Source organism: Streptomyces sp. NPDC039462 (genome assembly GCF_055639375.1).
On the sequence record NZ_JBVKAO010000004.1, the window covers coordinates 486,093 to 504,849 of the forward strand.

At 72.3% G+C, this 18,757-nt stretch carries 23 protein-coding genes; 10 read left to right on the forward strand and 13 right to left on the reverse strand.

All coding sequences use genetic code 11. The annotated features are described in order from the left end of the window. Positions 1-266 precede the first annotated feature (266 nt). Together ACZ7LU_RS24600 and ACZ7LU_RS24605 are read left to right on the forward strand one after the other, a co-directional pair. Positions 267-935, forward strand: a complete 669-nt coding sequence (locus tag ACZ7LU_RS24600) for a SigE family RNA polymerase sigma factor (protein WP_398302200.1) — start codon at positions 267-269, stop codon at positions 933-935. Next, on the forward strand, positions 932-2,209 hold the full coding sequence (locus ACZ7LU_RS24605) for a hypothetical protein (protein ID WP_471918022.1): 1,278 nt from the start codon (positions 932-934) through the stop codon (positions 2,207-2,209). The genes ACZ7LU_RS24600 and ACZ7LU_RS24605 overlap by 4 nt, the downstream gene beginning before the upstream one ends. Here ACZ7LU_RS24605 and ACZ7LU_RS24610 read toward each other — a convergent pair. Both ACZ7LU_RS24610 and ACZ7LU_RS24615 read right to left on the reverse strand, forming a co-directional pair. Continuing rightward, positions 2,206-3,066 (reverse strand): SURF1 family protein, encoded by an 861-nt coding sequence (locus ACZ7LU_RS24610; protein WP_471918023.1) that lies wholly within the window; start codon positions 3,064-3,066, stop codon positions 2,206-2,208. The two genes, ACZ7LU_RS24605 and ACZ7LU_RS24610, sit on opposite strands and share 4 nt — an antisense overlap. A 119-nt stretch (positions 3,067-3,185) precedes the next feature. Then, complete coding sequence (locus ACZ7LU_RS24615; RefSeq protein WP_471918024.1) at positions 3,186-5,027, reverse strand: S9 family peptidase; 1,842 nt, start codon at positions 5,025-5,027, stop codon at positions 3,186-3,188. Between the two features lie 72 nt (positions 5,028-5,099). Here ACZ7LU_RS24615 and ACZ7LU_RS24620 point away from each other — a divergent pair, with 72 nt between their 5' ends. Continuing rightward, complete coding sequence (locus tag ACZ7LU_RS24620) at positions 5,100-5,933, forward strand: class I SAM-dependent methyltransferase (protein ID WP_471918025.1); 834 nt, start codon at positions 5,100-5,102, stop codon at positions 5,931-5,933. A gap of 3 nt (positions 5,934-5,936) precedes the next feature. Here the strand turns inward: ACZ7LU_RS24620 and ACZ7LU_RS24625 are convergent, their stop codons facing one another. Beyond that, entirely contained in the window at positions 5,937-6,470 is a 534-nt protein-coding gene (locus ACZ7LU_RS24625; RefSeq protein WP_398302209.1) for a hypothetical protein, read from the reverse strand. Between the two features lie 271 nt (positions 6,471-6,741). Here ACZ7LU_RS24625 and ACZ7LU_RS24630 point away from each other — a divergent pair, with 271 nt between their 5' ends. Further along, a complete protein-coding gene (locus tag ACZ7LU_RS24630; protein ID WP_398302626.1) occupies positions 6,742-7,542 on the forward strand; it encodes an RNA polymerase sigma factor SigF in 801 nt (266 codons plus the stop codon). A gap of 12 nt (positions 7,543-7,554) precedes the next feature. On the opposite strand, the gene ACZ7LU_RS24635 is transcribed toward ACZ7LU_RS24630, so the two are convergent. Genes ACZ7LU_RS24635 through ACZ7LU_RS24650 form a run of 4 tightly spaced genes read right to left on the reverse strand, consistent with a single transcriptional unit; the run spans position 7,555 to position 9,827 of the window. Then, positions 7,555-8,139, reverse strand: a complete 585-nt coding sequence (locus tag ACZ7LU_RS24635) for an Asp23/Gls24 family envelope stress response protein (RefSeq protein WP_471115608.1) — start codon at positions 8,137-8,139, stop codon at positions 7,555-7,557. Beyond that, positions 8,136-9,116, reverse strand: coding sequence for a DUF6286 domain-containing Asp23/Gls24 family envelope stress response protein (locus ACZ7LU_RS24640; protein WP_471918026.1), 981 nt, complete (start codon positions 9,114-9,116; stop codon positions 8,136-8,138). The genes ACZ7LU_RS24635 and ACZ7LU_RS24640 overlap by 4 nt, the downstream gene beginning before the upstream one ends. Beyond that, positions 9,113-9,298 (reverse strand): hypothetical protein, encoded by a 186-nt coding sequence (locus ACZ7LU_RS24645; protein ID WP_398302215.1) that lies wholly within the window; start codon positions 9,296-9,298, stop codon positions 9,113-9,115. Before ACZ7LU_RS24645 ends, ACZ7LU_RS24640 begins: the two co-directional genes overlap by 4 nt. A 7-nt stretch (positions 9,299-9,305) precedes the next feature. After that, complete coding sequence (locus tag ACZ7LU_RS24650; RefSeq protein ID WP_398302217.1) at positions 9,306-9,827, reverse strand: Asp23/Gls24 family envelope stress response protein; 522 nt, start codon at positions 9,825-9,827, stop codon at positions 9,306-9,308. Positions 9,828-10,016: 189 nt separating this feature from the next. Between ACZ7LU_RS24650 and ACZ7LU_RS24655 the strand changes: the two genes are divergently transcribed. Genes ACZ7LU_RS24655 through ACZ7LU_RS24665 form a run of 3 tightly spaced genes read left to right on the forward strand, consistent with a single transcriptional unit; the run spans position 10,017 to position 11,547 of the window. Further along, positions 10,017-10,604: an RNA polymerase sigma factor gene (locus ACZ7LU_RS24655; RefSeq protein ID WP_471918027.1), complete on the forward strand. Its 588-nt coding sequence runs from the start codon at positions 10,017-10,019 to the stop codon at positions 10,602-10,604. Next, complete coding sequence (locus ACZ7LU_RS24660; protein WP_471918028.1) at positions 10,595-11,224, forward strand: Asp23/Gls24 family envelope stress response protein; 630 nt, start codon at positions 10,595-10,597, stop codon at positions 11,222-11,224. Before ACZ7LU_RS24655 ends, ACZ7LU_RS24660 begins: the two co-directional genes overlap by 10 nt. After that, positions 11,224-11,547 (forward strand): Asp23/Gls24 family envelope stress response protein, encoded by a 324-nt coding sequence (locus ACZ7LU_RS24665; protein WP_471918029.1) that lies wholly within the window; start codon positions 11,224-11,226, stop codon positions 11,545-11,547. The genes ACZ7LU_RS24660 and ACZ7LU_RS24665 overlap by 1 nt, the downstream gene beginning before the upstream one ends. A 26-nt stretch (positions 11,548-11,573) precedes the next feature. Here the strand turns inward: ACZ7LU_RS24665 and ACZ7LU_RS24670 are convergent, their stop codons facing one another. From ACZ7LU_RS24670 to ACZ7LU_RS24685, 4 genes are all read right to left on the reverse strand, one after another. Beyond that, positions 11,574-11,972, reverse strand: a complete 399-nt coding sequence (locus tag ACZ7LU_RS24670) for an ATP-binding protein (protein WP_471918030.1) — start codon at positions 11,970-11,972, stop codon at positions 11,574-11,576. Between the two features lie 162 nt (positions 11,973-12,134). After that, positions 12,135-12,365: a hypothetical protein gene (locus ACZ7LU_RS24675; RefSeq protein WP_471918031.1), complete on the reverse strand. Its 231-nt coding sequence runs from the start codon at positions 12,363-12,365 to the stop codon at positions 12,135-12,137. 197 nt (positions 12,366-12,562) lie between these two features. Further along, positions 12,563-12,970, reverse strand: coding sequence for a rodlin (locus tag ACZ7LU_RS24680; RefSeq protein WP_398302229.1), 408 nt, complete (start codon positions 12,968-12,970; stop codon positions 12,563-12,565). Between the two features lie 463 nt (positions 12,971-13,433). Then, positions 13,434-13,844: a rodlin gene (locus ACZ7LU_RS24685; RefSeq protein WP_398302231.1), complete on the reverse strand. Its 411-nt coding sequence runs from the start codon at positions 13,842-13,844 to the stop codon at positions 13,434-13,436. Between the two features lie 239 nt (positions 13,845-14,083). On the opposite strand from ACZ7LU_RS24685, the gene ACZ7LU_RS24690 reads away from it, so the two are divergent. The 3 genes from ACZ7LU_RS24690 to ACZ7LU_RS24700 all read left to right on the forward strand — a co-directional run bounded on the left by ACZ7LU_RS24690 (position 14,084) and on the right by ACZ7LU_RS24700 (position 16,010). Then, positions 14,084-14,482: a rodlin gene (locus ACZ7LU_RS24690; protein ID WP_398302232.1), complete on the forward strand. Its 399-nt coding sequence runs from the start codon at positions 14,084-14,086 to the stop codon at positions 14,480-14,482. Between the two features lie 309 nt (positions 14,483-14,791). After that, positions 14,792-14,983: a chaplin gene (locus tag ACZ7LU_RS24695; protein WP_398302628.1), complete on the forward strand. Its 192-nt coding sequence runs from the start codon at positions 14,792-14,794 to the stop codon at positions 14,981-14,983. Positions 14,984-15,080: 97 nt separating this feature from the next. After that, positions 15,081-16,010, forward strand: coding sequence for a chaplin (locus tag ACZ7LU_RS24700; RefSeq protein ID WP_471918032.1), 930 nt, complete (start codon positions 15,081-15,083; stop codon positions 16,008-16,010). A 166-nt stretch (positions 16,011-16,176) separates the two neighbouring features. On the opposite strand, the gene ACZ7LU_RS24705 is transcribed toward ACZ7LU_RS24700, so the two are convergent. Together ACZ7LU_RS24705 and ACZ7LU_RS24710 are read right to left on the reverse strand one after the other, a co-directional pair. Next, complete coding sequence (locus ACZ7LU_RS24705; RefSeq protein ID WP_471918033.1) at positions 16,177-17,442, reverse strand: FAD-dependent oxidoreductase; 1,266 nt, start codon at positions 17,440-17,442, stop codon at positions 16,177-16,179. Continuing rightward, positions 17,435-18,721 (reverse strand): carboxylate--amine ligase, encoded by a 1,287-nt coding sequence (locus ACZ7LU_RS24710; protein ID WP_471918034.1) that lies wholly within the window; start codon positions 18,719-18,721, stop codon positions 17,435-17,437. Before ACZ7LU_RS24710 ends, ACZ7LU_RS24705 begins: the two co-directional genes overlap by 8 nt. Positions 18,722-18,757: the final 36 nt, after the last annotated feature.

Sequence of the window (18,757 nt, forward strand, 5' to 3'; positions counted from 1 at the left end):
AACTCAGTGACCGTGGACGCTTGAACTGGATCATCTCCGCGTTCGAAGATTCGCGTCTGATCACTGCAACCGGCGGCGGGGCGGGGGGCGTCTTTAGCGGTCGCCCTCAGGGGCGGCCCGAGCGCCGGAAAAAAATGGGGCATAGGGGAAGAGCTGGTACGCATGGGGGCTTTTGATGCATCGTCACAAGCGGTGCCCGCGCGACATGCCGCAAACGCGATGCCGGATGCGTACAACCCTGATGGGGGGAAGCGTGTCCAACAAGCGTGGCAGAGGTACTCGACTTCACAGCGGTACAGGCGAGAGGCGCGGCAGCGCTGCGTCCTACTCGTCGTCCCCGCACGGCCGGCGGCATGCCGGTGATCGCACCCATGCCCGCGGCGCGGCCCGCCCGTATGCCGGCGCAGCGCGAAGGCGCTGACGACGCCATGACCATGACCGCGGGCACCACAGTCGACCACCTCACCGAGACCTATCGCGCCCACTACCGGTCGCTGCTCGGCCTCGCCGCGCTGCTTCTCGACGACACGGCGTCCTGCGAGGACGTGGTGCAGGAGGCGTTCATCCGGGTGCACTCGGCCCGCAAGCGGGTGCGTGACCCGGAGAAGACGCTCGCCTATCTGCGTCAGACCGTGGTCAACCTCTCGCGGTCCGCGCTGCGCCGGCGCATCCTCGGGCTCAAGCTGCTCTCCAAGCCGATGCCCGACATGGCGAGCGCGGAGGAGGGGGCGTACGACCAGCTGGAGCGCGACGAGCTGATCAAGGCGATGCGCGGCCTCCAGCGGCGCCAGCGCGAGGTCCTCGTGCTGCGCTACTTCGCCGACATGACCGAGGCGCAGGTCGCCGAGACCCTGGGCATATCCCTGGGTTCGGTGAAGGCGTACGGCTCGCGTGGCATCGCGGCCCTGCGGGTCGCCATGGAGGCGCCGGCATGAGTGAGCGCAAGCGTGATGAGCAGGGCGGATTTGAGCACCATGGCAGGAACGGAAACGTGAACCACGGTCCCGACGACGGCCCCGGGCCGGACAGCGGACCCGAAGGGTCCGGTGCTGAAGACGAACTCGGCTCGGAGGGCGGGCGCGGCTCGACGGACGAGCCCGGCTCGGCGGATGGGCGCGGCTCGGAGAACGGGCGCGGCTCGGAGAGCGGGAGCCGCCCGGTGGGCGGTCTTCGGGCCGTCGGTGGGCTCGGCTCCGAGGACGAGTCCGGCCCCAAGGACACGCTCGGCGCCGACGAGCTCGCACTGCGGCGGATGATGCGGCAGGCCGTGCAGGAGATCGAGCCGGGTGAGCGCGCCCTCGAACACCTGCGGCAGGCGGTCCCCGCCCGCCGGGCCCGCAAGCGCCAGGCCGTCGTCGGCATCGCGGCCGCCGCGCTCTTCATCGGCACCGCGGTCCCCGCCCTCGTGCACGTCACCAACTCCAAGGGCGACTCGGACGACCGCCCCTCGATCGCCGGCAACAGCCAGGACGCGCAGGGCGGTTCGACCCAGGGCAAGGACCCGGAGCGGGACGCGAAGGGGTCCGAGAAGAAGCCCGACAAGTCCAAGAGCAAGGACAAGAAAGACAAGAAGGACAAGAAGGACGGCAAGGCGAAGGGCGGCACGGGCGGCGGCGGTACGGGATCGCCCGACCCTTCCACCTCCGAGGCCGCCAGCTCGCCGGCCTGCGACGCGGCCCAGCTCGGCGCCACGGGCAGCACGAACCCCGCGGATGCCAGTGGCTCGGTCTACGGCTCCTTCCGCGTCTCGAACGTCTCCGACAGCAGTTGTACGGTCGAGGCCGCAGGCGCCGTCAGCGCGGTGGCGCAGGGCGCGGCCGACCCCACGAAGATCGTCGTGGTCGACCACACGGCGGGGGACGCGGCGCTCGGCCTGCCCGACCCCTCCCAGGAGGCCAGCCCGCTCGTGCTGCAGCCCGGCGCGGCGTACGAGGTGCGGTTCGCCTGGCTGCCGTCGGAGAAGTGTCCCTCGGACGGCGGCGAGCCCACGCCCAACCCGTCGCCCTCGGAGGGCGGCGGCAGCGGGACCCCGGGCGGCGGAACGCCCGAGGGCATGGAGACCCAGCTGGGCCGCACGGACGGCGGCGTGGCCGACGGCAGCGTCGTGGTCTCCCTGACCGCCGAGACGGGGGCCCCGTCGGCGGCCGCCACGATCACGAACGCGTGCGCGGGGACGGTGTACCGGACCGGGGTGCTGCCCGCTTCCTAGGCCTGCGGCCCGGCGGCCGGGGGTTCCGAGGTCCGGGGTTCGGAGGGCTGGGGTTCGGAGGGCTGGGGTTCCGAGGCCTGAGGGTCCGTGTGCAGGCCCAGCCGGGCGTCGCGCGCGAACTCCGCCTCGCGGCGGAACAGCCGGAACCACATGAAGACGACGAACCCGGCGAAGACGAACCACTCACCGGTGTAGCCGAGGTTCTGGAAGGCCTTCAGGTCGAGGCCCGTGTTGCTGGGCGCGGTCGCCGGGACCGCCTTCATCCCGGAGTCCCCCTTGTCGAGGGTGATCCACGCGTCGTACACGTCGTCGCGTACGAGGTTGACCAGTGACGCCGAGCTGATCGCGCCCAGCTGGCCCTTGGGCAGGCCGCCCGCGGCGCTCACGCCGTTCGACCCCGGGCTCTCCGACGCCTGCAGCGCCCCGGTCACCGTGACCTCGCCCTTGGGGGCGGCCGGGGCCTTGGCGGCGCTCGCGTCGCCGGGGAGCCAGCCGCGGACCACGGGCAGTGACTTGCCCTCGTCCGTGCGGAGCAGGGTCAGGACGTAGAAGCCGCGCTTCTCGTCGAGCTCCCGGTCAGGGACGAGGAGCTGTGTGCCGTAGCGGCCGGTGGCCGTGGCCTGCTCGCCGGACGTTTCCTTGTCGACGGGCAGCAGAGAGGCGAGGGGACGCCCCTCGGCGTCACCCCAGGCGTCCGCCGCCTGGTCCGCGACCTGCTCCTTGGCGGACTCGTGATCCTGTACGCGGTCCTCGAAGCGGCCGAGCTGCCAGGACCCCATGAAGATGCAGAAGGGGATGGCCAGCACGACGAATATGTTGATCCCCCACCAGCGGGGCGTCAGCAGAAACCGGTACACACCCCCAAGGTACGGTGCCGCCGCCCCCCGCCGACCCGTGGGGTCCACCCCGCCTCACTCCCGGACGCACTCGGCACAGTCGCGGGACATATCGGTCACGCCCCCATGGGGCATACCGATCACGCCCCCAGATGCCGCCCCGCGAAGTCCAGCTCCAAGGCCACCTGCTTGATGCGTTCGTCCACGACGAGGGAGCCGTGGCCCGCGTCGTAGCGGTACACCTCGTGGGTGGCGCCACGGGCGGCGAGGCGGTCCACGTAGTTGTCGATCTGGCGGATGGGGCAGCGGGGGTCGTTGACGCCGGCCGAGATGTAGACGGGGGCCTTCACGTCGTCGACGTACGTCAGGGGGGACGACGCGGCGAAGCGCTCGGGGACCTCCTCCGGTGTGCCGCCGAGCAGCGTGCGGTCCATCGCCTTCAGGGCCTCCATCTCGTCGTGGTACGCCGTCACGTAGTCCGCGATGGGGACCGCCGCGAGGCCGACCGCCCAGGAGTCGGGCTGGGTGCCGAGGCCGAGGAGGGTGAGGTACCCGCCCCAGGAGCCGCCCGACAGGACCAGGCGGTCGGGGTCGGCGAGCCCCGACGACACCGCCCACTCCCGCACCGCCGCGATGTCCTCCAGCTCGATGAGGCCGACGCGGTGCTTGAGGGCGTCCGTCCACTCTCTGCCGTAGCCCGTGGAGCCGCGGTAGTTGACGCGCACGACCGCGTACCCGTGGTCGACCCAGGCCGCCGGGCCGGCCGCGAAGGAGTCGCTGTCGTGCCAGGTGGGGCCGCCGTGCACCTCGAAGACGGTGGGGAGCGGGCCCGAGGAGCCCGCGGGCCGCTGCACCAGCGCGTGGATGCGGCCGCCGGGCCCGTCCACCCACACGTCCTCCACCGGGACGGACTTCGGCGCCTTCATGCCGGGCGGGTCAAGGACCACGCCGCCCGCCGTGGAGCGGACCACCGGCGGCTCGGCGGCCGACGACCACATGTACTCCACGCTGCCGTCGGGGCGTGCCGTCGCGCCCGACACGGAGCCCGCGGGCGTCTCGATGCGCACCAGCTCGCCGGAGGCGAAGTCATAGCGGAAGAGCTCGCCGCGTGCCTCGAAGCCGTGCGCGATGAGGAGCGCGGAGCCGTCCGGATACCATTCGGCGCTCACGTCGCCCGGCAGGCCGAGCGCGAGGTCGTTCTCCTCGCCGGAGGCGACGTCCCACACCATCGGCTCCCAGCGTCCGCGCCGCTGGTGCCCGACGAGGAGGCGCGTGTCACCGTCGACCGGCGCGAAGCCGAGGACCTCCAGGCCCAGCTCGACCGTGCCGCCCTTGGTGTCGTCGAGCTCGGCGACCGTCGCACCGTCCGGCCGGATCACGCGCAGCGCGGAGTGCATCGCGTCGCCGTGCTCCGTGTGCTCCACGGCGATCAGCGAGCCGTCGTACGACAGGTCGCCGACGCCTGCCGACTCCCGGTGGCGGTACACCTCGACCGGGTCGGCGTCACCCGGGCGCACGACATGGATCGTCGAACCGTCCTCGTCCGTGGAGCGGCCGACGACCACCGTGCCGCCGTCCCTGCCGAGGGCGAGACCCGCGGGATACGAGGCGGCCAGGCCCGGCACCGCCGGCTCGTCGGCGCCGCCGCCGAAGGGCTGGCGCAGCCAGACGCCGAACTCGTCGCCGTCCTTGTCGTCGAACCACCAGATCCACTCGCCGTCGGGCGACAGCGCGCCGTCCGTCGTGCCGTTCGGCCGGTCGGTCACCTGGCGCTGGGTGCCGGTCGCCCTGTCCCAGGCGTACAACTCGTACGTCCCCGTGGCGTTCGACACGAACAGGGAGCGCTCGGGGGCGTCCTCCGCCCAGTCGGGCAGGGAGACGCGCGGCGCCCTGAAACGCTTCTCCCAGTCCGGCATGGCGTCCGCCACGCCACCCACGGTCTTCTCCGCACCTGTCGCGCTCGTCGCACCCGTCTCGCTCATGCCCTCCATACTGCCTGGCCCCGCCGACAATCCGCTGGCGGGAGTCCCCAGCCTGTGGATAACTTTCCGGCCATGTACTCCCCGACGCCCGCCGACTGGCGCGAGACCAACCGGAAACGCTGGGACGAGCGCGTTCCCCTCCACCTCGCCAGCGACTACTACGACCTCGACGCCTTCCGCGCAGGCAAGGACCCCCTGCGCGACCACGAACTCGCGGAAGTGGGCGACGTACGAGGAAAGTCCCTGCTGCACCTCCAGTGCCACATCGGCCTGGACACCCTGTCCTGGGCGCGCCACGGAGCGTCCCGCGTGGTCGGCCTCGACTTCTCCGAGCCCGCCGTCGAGGCGGCCCGGGAACTCGCCGCCGAGCTCGGCCTCACTCCGGAGCAGGCCACCTTCGTCACCGCCGACGTGTACGACGCGGCCGAGGCGGTGCCCGACTCCTCGTACGACATCGTCTACACCGGAGTGGGCGCGCTCGGCTGGCTCCCCGACATCCGGCGCTGGGCCGAGACCGCCGCCTCGCTGGTCGCCCCCGGCGGCTTCCTCTACCTCAACGAATTTCATCCGCTCACCGACGTCCTGGACGACGCCACGGGCTCCCGCGTCGAGCACGACTACTTCGCACGCGATGCCTGGGTCGACGAGACGCCCGGCGGTTACGCGGACACCGTCACCCCCACCGTCCACAACCGCACCGTCGAATGGCAGCACCCGATCGGCGACGTGGTCTCGGCGCTCGCCGCCGCGGGACTGCGCGTCGAGTTCCTGCGCGAGCGCGACCAGACCCTCTTCGCGCGGTTCGGCGCGCTGGAACTCCGCGACGGCACCTACCGGTTCCCCGCGGACCGGCCCCGCATCCCGCTCATGTACTCCCTGCGGGCGAGCCGCGCCCGGGACCAGTGAACGTCAGGGGAGGGGAGAGGGCGGCCGCAGCCAGCCTTCCTGGTCGGGCGCGAACTCGCCAAGTTTCGTCCAGTCCCACGCCTGCAGCACCTCACGCCCCCGGTCGTCGTCCGGCTTCAGGACGGCGACGACGACATCGGACGTGTGCCGGGTGAGGAGCAGCGTCCGAAGGCGGGAGGCGAGGTCCGAGCCGCGCTCGGCGGGCGCGACCATCAGCTCGCTCAGCAGGAACACCCGCCCCGAAGCGGTCTGTTCCACGACCGCCGGGGGCAGGACGCCGCTGAACCTCTCCCACCACGCGCCGCTGCGCTCGGCGCGGTATCCGTAGAGACAGCCGACCAGGCCCGCCGAGTCGGCCACGACCATGTCGAAGTCCGTCTGCTGCACGTCCTGCTCGAAGCGGTGCAGAAACTCACGCCGGTCCCCGAACTCGGCGCCGGCCATGCCGCGACAGGACTCTACGTAGAGGTCGGCCAAGGCCTCACGCTGCATCTCCGCCTGCCAACGGCTCAGTCGCCGCAAGAACACCTCTGGCATGTACGCCTCCCGCCCCGGCCCGCTGAGGGCAACTCCCCCTACACCCTGGACTCCGCATCGTGTCAGCACGGACGGGCGAGGGGAACGGGGCGACAGGCAGGATCAACATGCTTAACCGGCAGATCACTGGGCAGGTGGTCTGGTGACGTGCCCCCGCCGCCCCCCCACGAGCGAAGGTGAACCAGTGAGGACCCCCACACAGTTGTCCGCAGCACCCACGCTCGAGGAAGCGCGCGCCGCGGCTCCCTGGGAAGAGACGCCCAGCAGCGAACTGCCGTGGGTCGAGGACGCGGGGAGTGTCGCGCCCAAGGACGCGCGGGCCCTTTCGAAGATCTTCTTCGACCGGCTCCAGCACCTCGAAGAGGGCACGCACGAGTACCAGTACGCACGCAACACCCTGATCGAGATGAACCTGTCGCTGGTGCAGTTCGCCGCCTCCCGCTTCCGCGGCGGCAGCACCGACATCGACGACATCGTGCAGGTCGGCACGATCGGCCTGATCAAGGCCATCGACCGCTTCGAGCTGTCCCGTGAGGTCGCGTTCAGCACCTTCGCGCTGCCGTACATCACCGGTGAGATCAAGCGGTTCTTCCGCGACACCACCTGGGCGGTCCACGTGCCGCGCCGCCTCCAGGAGCTCCGCGTCGACCTCGTGAAGGCCAAGGAGGCGCTCGGCGCCGAGCTGGACCGCGAGCCCACCGTCCGGGAGCTGGCCGACCACCTCGGCCTCACCGAGAGCGAGGTCAACGACGGCCTCGTCGCCTCCAACGGCTACACCGCGGGGTCCATCGACGTCCCCCTCAGCCAGGACGACGGCTCGAAGGGCCGTGACTACGCAGACGTCCTCGGCGAGGAGGACCCCGCGCTCGACCTCTTCGAGGACCTGCACGCCCTGGCGCCCCTCGTCGAGCAACTGGACGAGCGCGAGCGGCACATCATCGAGATGCGCTTCGGCCAGGAGATGACGCAGGGACAGATCGGAGAGGTGCTCGGGGTCTCCCAGATGCACGTCTCGCGACTGCTGACCCGCACCCTCGCCAAGCTCCGCTCCGGGCTGCTCACCGAAAGCTGAGCCGACGGTCCCTCAGCGCAGGCGACGGGACTTGTGCGACTGCACCCTCAGGCGTACGTCGGCGGTCAGCGCGCGGGGTGCCGTCGCCGCCCGCGCCTCCGCCACCGTGTCCCGGGCGAGCAGCCGGAGGACCGTCTCCGGAGAGCTGTCCGGCAGCAGGACCACGGTGATGCGGGCCCGCAGCCGCCGCGAGTTCCCCCGTAGGCGTACGCGCGCGTCGGCCACGCCCTCGATGGCGCGTGCCCGCTCGGCCATCGCGGCCGCCAGCGCGGCCCCGGAGAGCGTCACATCGGGCTGCCCCAGGGGCAGTTCTCGCACGCGCCCGCTGCGCAGCTGCGCCACGGCCCACCCCAGGAACAGGAGTACGCCGACGGAGAGCGCGGCGATCACCAGCGGCGTCCACCAGCCCTGATCGCGCCACCTGCCGAGGTCCCGTCCGTCGAGCCACACCCGGTCGGCGCCCAGCCGCGGCCAGCCCGCCGGCAGCCGCTCGCGGACGCCGTCGGTCGCGGACGCAAGCACAGCTCCCGCGCCGAGGAGCGCCACGGCCGCACAGAGCAGCGCCGTGCGGTTCGCGCCGCTGCGGAGTCGGCTCATCGGACACCGCTCTCCGGAGCCGAGTCGCCGTCCGCCGCGGGTACCGCCACCGGCCCCGGCGCGGGAGCGCGCCAGGCGGGCTCGGCGCGCAGCCGGACGCGGAGCCGCGGCGGCCGGGCCACCCCACAGGACGTCAGGGCCCGCTCCGCCGCCTCCGTCACCGCCCGGTGCGCGTCCTCCTCCCGGCCGAAGGCGAGCCCGGCACGCACGCGTGCCCTACGGCGGCCGACATCGACCCGCACCCGGGTGATGCCGGGACAGTCCGACACGGCGTCCCGCACCAGCGACGCCATCGCACGCCGGTCGAGGGCCGCGTGGACGCCCGGCAGCGGCGGCCGCATGGGGAGCCGCCCGCGACGGCCCGGCGTGACGGCGAGGACGAGCAGCCACACACCGAGGCAGAACACGGCGAACGCCACCGCCGCACCCGGCCAGAGGCCGCTGTCCGGGCCGTGCGTGGTGAGCCACTCCATCAGGTCGGCCCGCCACCGGGCGGGCCGACGGTCGGCCGTGCGGACGGCTACCACGTCGTACAGGAAGACGCCGCACACCACGGCGGCGGCGCACGCCGACACGGCGACGGGCACCCGCCGCGAGGACCACGGCCGCCGGGCCCGACCCCCGACACGCGCCTCCACCGAAGCGCTCTCCTCCACCGGAGCGCCGACCCCGCCCTCCTCCCGTAGAGACAGCTCCCGGACCCGCACCCGCGCCGCGGGCACGGCAAGACCGGTGAGCCGCGCCGTGCGGTCGGCGACATGGGCCCTGACGCGTTCGCCCGCGTCGTCGAGCACCGCGGGATAGGGCAGCGTCACGGTGACGTCGACCCGGGCCCGACGGCCGCGTACGGACGCCGTGCTCCGGGTCGTCCGCACCTCGCCGGGCGCGAGCGCCTCCGTGGCGGCCTGCTCTGCGATGCGGCGCACCGCCCGGTCCGCGACGGTCGTCGACCCGCGGTCCGCCGCCGGAGTGCTCATCGCCGCCCCCGGTCACGGCCGCTGAGGAAACCCCGTATGTCCGTGCCGTCGTCGACGAGACGCCCCGCGACGAAGCCCACCGCGCCGAGCGCGGCGACCAGGAGGAAGGCACCGAAGCCGCCGAACCACCCGGCGAACCCCAGCGCCATCCCGGCGATCAGGCCTACCAGAGCTGCGCTCACCACTCACCTACTCCACGCGCGTCTCGCCGGCGGAGTCCGAACCGTCGTCGTCGGGCAGTCGTACGTCGTTGACCGCGACGTTGACCTCGACGACCTCGAGACCGGTGATGCGCTCCACGGCCGCGATGACGTTCTCGCGCACGTCGTGGGCGACGTCGGTGATGGGCACGCCGTACTCGACGACGATGTCCAGGTCGATCGCCGTCTGCCGCTCGCCGACCTCGACCTTCACCCCGCGCCCGACGTTGGGCCGGCCGCCGGGGACGCGGTCGCGGACGGCGCCGATGGTGCGGGAGAGCCCGCCGCCCATGTCGTACACACCGGGGATCTCGCGCGCGGCCGTACCGGCGATCTTCACCACCACCACGTCGGCGATGGAGGTCTTCCCGCGGGTCGCGGCCGGCTCGGTGGCCCCCGTCCTGCCCGCCACGGTGGTGCTGCCCGGCACCGCCTGGTGCGGGGCGCCGGTGAGGCCCTGCTCGCCGCCACCGGAGGCGGCGGTCTTCGAAGTGATCTCCTGAGTCGCCATGGAGCCATCTCCTCGTCGTCAGTGACTGCGGGCCGAGTGCCCAGCCCCGCGCTTGTCTGACACCGGGGCAGAGGATTCGTTACGCGTCCCGGTGGAATTTCTTCTCCCGGCGGCCCCCGCACCCGCGTCGCGTAACGCGGGCGCCCGCCGAGTGTCGTAGGAGTACGACCTGAGTGAGAGGAGCCGCGTGTGCGGGGCGACCCGGACAGAGCGCCGGCCGAGGCGGACGACTCCCCGCGGTCCGACGACGGATTGCTGGCGGTACGGGCCGCGGAGGGCGACGAAGAGGCCTTCGAGGTACTGGTGCGCCGCCACGCGCCGGGCCTGCTGCGGCTCGCGACACGGCTGCTCGGCAGCCGCACGGAGGCCGAGGACGCGGTGCAGGATTCCTTTGTGAGCGCCTGGCGCAAGGTGCCGGAGTTCCGCAGGGACGCGCAGTTCGGCACGTGGATGCACCGCATCGTCACGAACCGGTGCCTGAACGTCCTGCGCGCTCGCCGCCCCGCCGTCGACCTGGGCGACGTGCCCGAGCCGCAGGCACCCGAGCACGAGGCCTCCCCGGCGCGGGTCGCCGAGGCGCACGCCGCCGTGGCGGAGCTCGGCCGGGCGATGGAGGGGCTCTCTCCGGAACAGCGCGTGTGCTGGGTGCTGCGCGAGCTCAACGGCCTCGCCTACGAAACCATCGCCGAGACGGTCGGCATCAGTCCGGAGGCGGTACGGGGCCGCGTCTTCCGGGCTCGGCGCTATCTCACGGAGGCGATGGCCGCATGGCGTTGAACGAGGAGAACGAACTGCTGCCCTGCGGCCGCGACGTGTGGAGCGTGTGGGAGCGCGCGGAGAACGGCGAGGCCGACCCGCACGCCGCCGCCTGCCCGCACTGCGCCGACGCGCGGAACACGCTGCGGCACCTGGAGGACGTCGTCGCCGCGGCCCGCGACGCGGACCCGCGGGAGCCCGAGCCCGACACCTCCGCGCTGGTGGGACGCGTCATGGACGTGGTGCGCCTCGAACTGCGCCCCGGCCGCACACTGCCGCTGGGCGAGGAGGACGAGGACGCGTGGATCGTGGAGGCCGCGGCCGCAAGGACCGTCCGGGCCGCCGCCGAGTCCCTGCCGGGCGTACGGGCGGGCAGCTGCCGCATCGAGGCGCTCCCGGAGGAGGGCCGCGCCGACACGGCGGGCCGGCATCCGCGCGGGCCCGTGCGGATCCGCACGGAGGTCGCGGTGACCCTCACCTGGCATCTCCCGGAGGTCGCCGAGCTGGTCCGCCGACGGGTCCTTCAGGCGGTGGACGCCGAACTCGGCATGCGGGTCGCGACCGTCGACGTGACGGTCGCCGACATCATCGACGACGCTGAAGGCGCTGACGACGACAGCGCGGAGAGGCGGCACCCGTGATGGACCGACGTACTGCCGGTGAGCTGGCCGAGGCCGTCCAGGAAGCGGTGCTCGGCACGGTCGGCGTCGCCTTCCTGCGCCCCGGCATCGCCGAACTCCTGCGCGTCACCACCCCGCTGACCAGGCGCTCTTCGGCGGTCCGCGTCACCCGGGACAAAGGCGCGGCGGCCTGGCACGCCGAGATCCACGTCGTCCTGCGCCGCGGGTACCGCTCTGTGGACGTCACTCGGGAGGTGCGCGCCGCCGTGACCGGGGCGCTGCTGCGGATGACCGGTGAACCGGAACCCCCGCGGGTCACGGTGACGGTGACCGGACGCGTATGAGAGGACTCCGGTGACCATCCGCGGGTTCACGGGGCCAGCGGGACCCGCGCGACGATGCGCTTCCCGCCGCCGGGGAGGTGCGTCACGCTGACGTCGTCGGACAGGCGGCACACCGTGGGCCAGCCGTGTCCGCCGCTCACGAGGAGGGCCGTGCGGGGGCGGGTGGCCGGGACCGCGTCGCTGTTGTCCTCGACGACGATCTCGACGGAGTCGGACCTTACGCGGCACTGGAATCCGCGCAGACCGCCGCCGTGCCTGAGCGCGTTGGTGACCAGTTCCGATGTGACCAGAACCGCGTCCGCTACCGCCATCTCGCCGATGTGCCGATGCCCCTGGCGCAACGCTGCGCGCACGGCCTCCCGGGCGGCTGCCGGGCTGCGGGGGCGGGTGAGGATGCGGGCTTCCTGAGTGCTGTCGGTTGTCACAGCGCATCACTCCCACCGATGTTGTGGGGACTGTTCCTCTTCGGCTGCCCCGTGAGTCCGGCCCCACACACGGTGTTCGGGTGGTTCGCCCGGTCGGCACCGAAATGCCCGGTGGCCGCACGCGGGGGTCCGTGTGCGGCCACCGGGCATGGTGTCCGGGGGTCAGAACAGGAAGTCCAGGCCCAGTCCGGCGTGCCAGTGGTGGTGGTGCCCGTGCCCGTGGCCGTGCCCGTGCCCGTGGTGACCGTGGTGCCAGTCGTCCCCGTCCCGGCCGTCGGCCTGCTGCGCGGCCGGGACGGCGGCGGAGGCGGGAGCCGCGAGGGCGACGCCGGCCGGGACGGCCAGCGCGGCGGTGACGGCGGCGACGGACAGGGCGCGGGATATGCGCTTCATACTCAGACCCTTCGGTGAATGCGTGTGCACGCGCCGGTGCGGCGTGCACGGACGCTCACCACGCTGAAGGGTCGTACGGGGGCCTGCTCGCCGAGCGCCGCTGGCGGAGTGACGCCGTCCGGGGGCGGGGGGAAGGCGCCGTCAGCGATGTGCGGGCCTTCCCCGGCAGCGCCCCCGGAGGGAGCGGAGTCCCTGGATCAGTGGTTGGCGGTGCCGTTGCCCGAGAGCAGCGGGATGTCCTCCAGGATGTGCGACAGCGGCTCGTCACCCTTGGCCTGCGTCGAGTTCTCGACACACTGCTGCATCTGCGGCGCCGAGAGGATCGGGATGTCCTGAACGCCGACGTTGACGAGGGCGACGATGTTCTGGATGTTGGCCTTGACCGGGAGGCCGACACAGAGCTTGTTCAGCGAGCCCTGGACCAGGGTCATCTGCGGGCTCATGTCGCCCTTGGTCCCGGAGTTGCCGAACGCCTGCCCGGCGCCGTTGCCGCTGACGGACTGGGTGCCCGTGTCATCGCCGATGGCCATGGCCTGCGGAGCCGCGGTGACGGCCATGCCGGCTGCGGTCAGGGTCATGGCGGTCGTTGCGAGCAGCTTCTTCATGGTGAGGAGTTCCCTTCGAGTGAGGCTCCACTCCGGAGCCGCGTGGTGATCAACTGAGCGACAGAGCGGGAGTTGCGGCGATTCGGCCATTCGATGGATAAATGTGCTGAACGTCAGCTTTCGTCTCAACGGCACCGTTTCGTCGCGCACTTCGAAAGGAACGACAGGAACGACGGAAACGAAGACGGAGACGCCCCACTCTTGACGAGGAAATATGGCTGACCGCACAGGACCATGGCAGCGGCTAGGTGTCATTCCGACGAGCAGGCAGTCCCCGGAGTGCCGCACCGACCCCATCTACGATTCCTTGCTCAGGAGTTGGTACGCGCAGGGGAAAACCGTCCCGGGACGGCCCGACCCCGAGTGGCGAAGACTGGTCGAGCGCGACCCGTGGCCCCGGCAGTGAACGAATGCGGCGGGCCGCCGAGGAGAAAGATGGCGGCCCGCCGGGAGGCGTTCGGTGTCAGCGGTTGGCGGTGCCGTTGCCGGACAGGATCGGCAGGTCCTCCAGGATGTGCGAGAGCGGCTCGTCGCCCTTCGCCTGCGTCGAGTTCTCGGTGCACTGCTGGGTCTGCGGCGCGGAGAGGATCGGGATGTCCTGGATGCCGATGTTGACCAGGCCGACGATGTTCTGAATGTTGGCCTTGGCGGGCAGGGCGATACAGGGCTTGTTGAACGAGCCCTGGATGAGCGCCATCTGCGGGCTCATGTTGCCGTGCGTCGCCGAGTTGCCGAACGACTGCATGGCGTTGTTGCCGCTCATCGTCTCGGTGCCGCCGTCGTTGCCGATGGCGAGGGCCGTGGGTGCGGCGGACGCCGACATGCCGACGACGGAAGCCGTGACCGCAGCTGCGGTCATAACCTTCTTGATCACAGGTGTTCCTCTCTGAGTTAGCCCCGTCCTCGGAGCACCCTGAGCAACTGCCCGGAACGGGAGGGGTTGCTGAAATTCACTCCGATGGCCCAATAAGCGGCCACCCGCGGGTATGAGTGATTCCGTCGTCGTGCCGATCGCCGACGATCCGATGGAGTGAATGCGCGGAACTAAACGTGGAGTGGGGAGTTGAGCAGGCCGCAGTAACGTGAGCGTCTGCCCCAGAAAAGGAACCACAAATGCTTAAGAAGGCAATGGCAATGGCAGCGGCTGCGGTGGCCGTAGCCGGTATCGCTTCCCCCGCGATGGCCGTCGGCGACGACACCGGCACCCAGTCGATGAGCGGCAACGGTGCCCAGCAGTCGTTCGGTAACTCCGCCACCAAGGGCGACATGAGCCCGCAGCTCTCCCTGGTCCAGGGCACGCTGAACAAGCCTTGCATCGGCCTCCCGGTCAAGGCCAACATCCAGAACATCGTTGCCCTCGTCAACGTCGGCATCCAGGACATCCCGATCCTCTCCGCGCCGCAGACCCAGCAGTGCACCGAGAACTCGACGCAGGCGAAGGGCGACGAGCCGCTGTCGCACATCCTCAGCGACATCCCGGTGCTGTCCGCCAACGGCGAGCACAACGGCTGAACTGCCGCGCTGTAGAGACTGCTCGGGCCACCCGCCCTTTTCCTCCTCGGGTGGCCCGGGCTTTCTCATGTCACGGGACAACTCCCTTATCGTCGCGGCCGGTTCCCTGGCGAGCCGCATTCGAGTGAACTTCCGAAGTGTGTCAACCCGGCGGTTTCTTGGGATCCGGCCGCTCGTTAAGCAGGGCTCAGGTCGCGGTGCGGGAACAGGGATTGCCCGCCCGGCTCCGGCCGCCGTTTAGGCGTGGCCCGAAAGAAGGGAAAAGCTGTGAAGCTCAAGAAGAGCGCAACGATCATCGCTGGTGCGGTCATGGCGCTGGGCATGGGTGCCCCGGCCTTCGCCGACGCCGGTGCCTCGGGTGCGGCCTCCAATTCCCCGGGTGTCATCTCCGGCAACGTCATCCAGGTTCCCGTCCACGTGCCGGTCAACGTGTGCGGCAACAGCATCAACGTCGTCGGTCTCCTGAACCCGGCGTTCGGCAACACCTGCGTCAACGACTGACGTAACGGCTCAGCTGTTCCTGCTGTGTCCCAGCCGGCCCTGGCGGCCCTCCCGGCGCCAGGGCCGGCTTCCCATCGTTCAGAGAAAGACCACTAGATTGCGACAGGCCCTCAGCAAAGGAATGCTCTCCGCCGCGGCCGCCACGAGCATCCTGTCCCTGTCCGGCACCCACGCGTTCGCCGCTTCCGGAGCGAACGGGCAGGCGCTGGACTCGCCCGGCTTCTTGTCGGGCAACAACGTGCAGGCCCCCGTGGAAGTGCCGGTGAACGTGTGCGGCAACTCGGCGAACGCCGCCGCGGCAGGCAACCCGGCCTTCGGCAACACCTGCGGCTCCTCCTCCCACTCCTCTCACTCCTCTCAGTCCTCCCACTCCGGCTCCCACTCCGCGCCCCGCTCCGCGCCCCCACGCTCGGCGGAGAGCGCTCCGAAGGCGACCCCGCGCGGCAACTCCGAAAGCACCAACAGCCCTGCCGCGACCTCCCGTTCCAGCCGCTCGGACACCCCGGCCCGCTCGGCCTCCGGCTCCGCGGCCCAGGGCGACACCACCCGGTCCCCCGGCGTGGGCGCGGGCAACAACGCGAAGGCCCCGGTCGACGCGCCGGTGAAGGCCTGCGGCAACACCGTGGGCATCGTCGCCGCCCTCTCGCCCGTCACCGGCAACCGCTGCGGCGAGGGCCACCACTCCCACCGGGACCCGCACCCCGCCGAGTCCCCGGCCGCGGGAAAGCCGCCCGTCACCCCACCGGGCACCCCCGTCCCACGGCCCCGGGCGGCGACCCCCGAGGACCCCGCGCGCCCCGGCGGCCCCGAGGACCTGCGTTCCCCCGAGGTGTCGTCGGCCGGCGATCCGCACCACGTGCCGCAGGGCAGGCACGCCCGGCGCCCGGTCGCCATGGAGACACCCCACGACCTGCTGGCCGCCACGGGAACGGACGCCGCGCTGCTCGGTGCGGCGGGCGCGAGCGCGGGGCTGCTGCTCGGCGGGGCCATCCTGTACCGGAGGGGGCGCGCCTCGTCCCGGCGCTGAGTCCGGACATGGCAGTACGCCGGCAGGGAAGCGGAGACGGAATCGCTTCCCTGCCGGCGTTCAGGGAGGTAGAGACCTGACCTGCCCATCGGGGGGCGTCGCTCACCCACGGCATGGGAGCCGACGGCTGGCGGGAAGCGACCCGGCCTGTCCCAGTGAAGCCCGTTCAGTGCATCACCGGACGGCCCGCGCGGGAAGCGGAGTTCACCCGTTCGCCCGCTGTGTCACTCATAAGAGAGCCGCCGGAATCAGCACGTCGGACGGACCGCTCGACGCCCCGCACCAGGCGTTCGGCGGTGAACGAAGCCCCGTACACGAAGCGCATGGCGGGCCCGAAGCTTGACGCGGTCGTCAGGCCGGCCAGGAAGAGCCCGGGGAGCGAGGACTCGAAGCGGTCGCTGACGTAGGGGGTGCCGTCCGCGAGGGAGCGCAGGCGGGCGCGGACGTCCGGGGGCAGGACGCCGATGCGGTGGGTCGTCGCACGGAAGCCCGTGGCCGCGATGATGTGGTCCGTCTCGAAGCGCAGGCCGCCGCCGGTCCGCACGCGGACGCGGCCACCGGCGGGTTCGGCCGTCTCGACCCGGTGGCCGGTGTGGATCTCGACGCCGGCCTCGACGCGGTCCCTGACCCACCACGCGCCGGCCGGGCCGAGCGCGCCCGCCGCGACGCGGGCCCGGGTCGGCTCCGGGAGCAGCCGGAAGAGCCCGGGCGCCGATGCGTAGAACGTGTTGCGCCAGCCGCAGCCGAGGCCGGTGTGCGGGGCGCGCACGGACTCCCGCCACGGACGCTGCCGGGGCGGCGGCACGGTGTTCCAGCGCACGCGCGGCGACCGGGCGAGGATCCGCACGTGGGTGCCCTGTTCGGCCAGCAGGGCGGCGGTCTCCAGCGCCGCCTGCCCCGCGCCGAGCACCGTCACGTCCTGGCCGCGGAAGCGCAGCAGGTCGGCGTGGTGGCTGCTGTGCGAGACGTGGGCGTCGCCCAGGCCGCGTACGGACCGGGGGATCTCGGTGAACGGCAGGACGCCCACCGCGAGGGCCACGGCACGCGCGTGGTGGACCTCGCCGTCCTCGGTCCGCGCCTCGTGGCCGCCCGGGACGGGCCGAACGGCGGCGACGATGCGCTCGTCGACCGGCGGGGTCGCCCGCTCGGCGAACCAGCGGCCGTAGGAGGCGAAGTGCTCGACGGGCAGCGGGCGGCCGTGCTCGGCGGGCAGCCCCTCACGGGCGCAGTACGCGGCCAGGCCGTACCGGCCCGCGGGGTCGGAGAGGTCGGACGCCCACGGCTCCGACTTGAGCAGCATGCCGCGCGGCATGTGGTCCCGCCAGGACGCCATGGTCCTGCCGAAGACGCATACGTCCAGGCCGGCCGCCGCGGCGTGCGAGGCGATCGACAGGCCGTACGGGCCCGCTCCTACGACCAGCAGGTCATGCATCGGTGACGGCTCGCTCTCGGTTCGCCTGGGCGGGGAGGACGGCGGGCGGGTGCTCCACCGGCCCGGCCGACAGGGACGTCAGGGCGCGGCGCGACCGGTGGCCCATGCCGTCGCGCAGCCTGCGCACCACATGGCGGCGCCACATGAGGCGCATGGCGGCCCCGGGGGCGGGATCGTCGGCGGCGTGCCAGGCGAGTTCCCCGTACGGCGAGGAGACGGTCAGCGAGCGCAGCGCCGCCAGCGGGGCGTAGTTCTCCACCACGAACGTGCGGCCCGGCAGGGGCTGCGGGTCGGGCACCGGCCGGTGGGTCAGATCGAGGTGCAGGGCGCGCACCACGTCCGTGCCCGTGCCGTCGGCGAAGAGGCGGAACTGGGCGCCGGGGCGCGGGTTGAAGTCGATGAGGTGGAAGTCGCCGGTCGTGGCGTCCCTGCGGAAGTCGAGGTCGAAGATCCCGCGGTACTCCAGGGCCGACACGACCTGCGCGGCGGCGGACCAGAGCGCGGGGTTCGCGGTCCAGTCGCCGCTCACCGTCAGGCCCGCGGAGCGCGGCCACGACAGGTGCTTGCGGCCCGTGCCACCGCCGCGTACGACCCCGTCACGGCCCGCGCAGCCGTGCACGAACCAGTCGGCGTCGCGGGTCCCGGGCACGAAGGCCTGGAGGAGGAGGCGGCTGCCGGCCTCGGTACGCCGCTCGAACAGGGCGGCGGCCTCGTGCGGGGAGCCGAGCACGGTGGTGCTGCGCAGGCCGGTGCCGCGGGGCAGCAGCCAGGGGCGGCTCCACTTCGCCACGGCGGGGGTCCCGAGGCGGTGCACGGCGTCGGCCGCCTCGGCGGCGGACTCCGGTGCCAGGGTCGTGGGGTGCGCGACGCCCGCCTGGGCGCAGACCCGGGCGAGAGCCGCCTTGTCCGCCACGCGCTCGGCCACGTCGCCGGGCACGCGGGGCACCAGGAAGCGGTCGGTGAGCTGGTCGTACAGGGCGCCGACCGCGAGGGCGCCGGCGTCGTCGAGGGGGATCAGCACGGCCGGTCCGGTGAGCCGGTGCGCGACCCGGCGCAGCACGGCGGCCACTTCGGCGAGCGACGCTCCCGGGGCGGGCGGCGCGTGCATCCGGTGCAGATAACGGGACCGCTGTACGGGACTCCCGAAGTCGTCGGCCACCAGATGGACCTCGATTCCGGCGCGGCCCAGTGAGCGCACGGCACCCAGCGTCCCGTGATGGAAGGGATTCCTGTCGATCCGCAACAGGACCGCAGGAATGCGTGTATCCAGAGGCTGCAACGTCACCCTCGCTTGTCGATCGCCCATGCGGGCGAT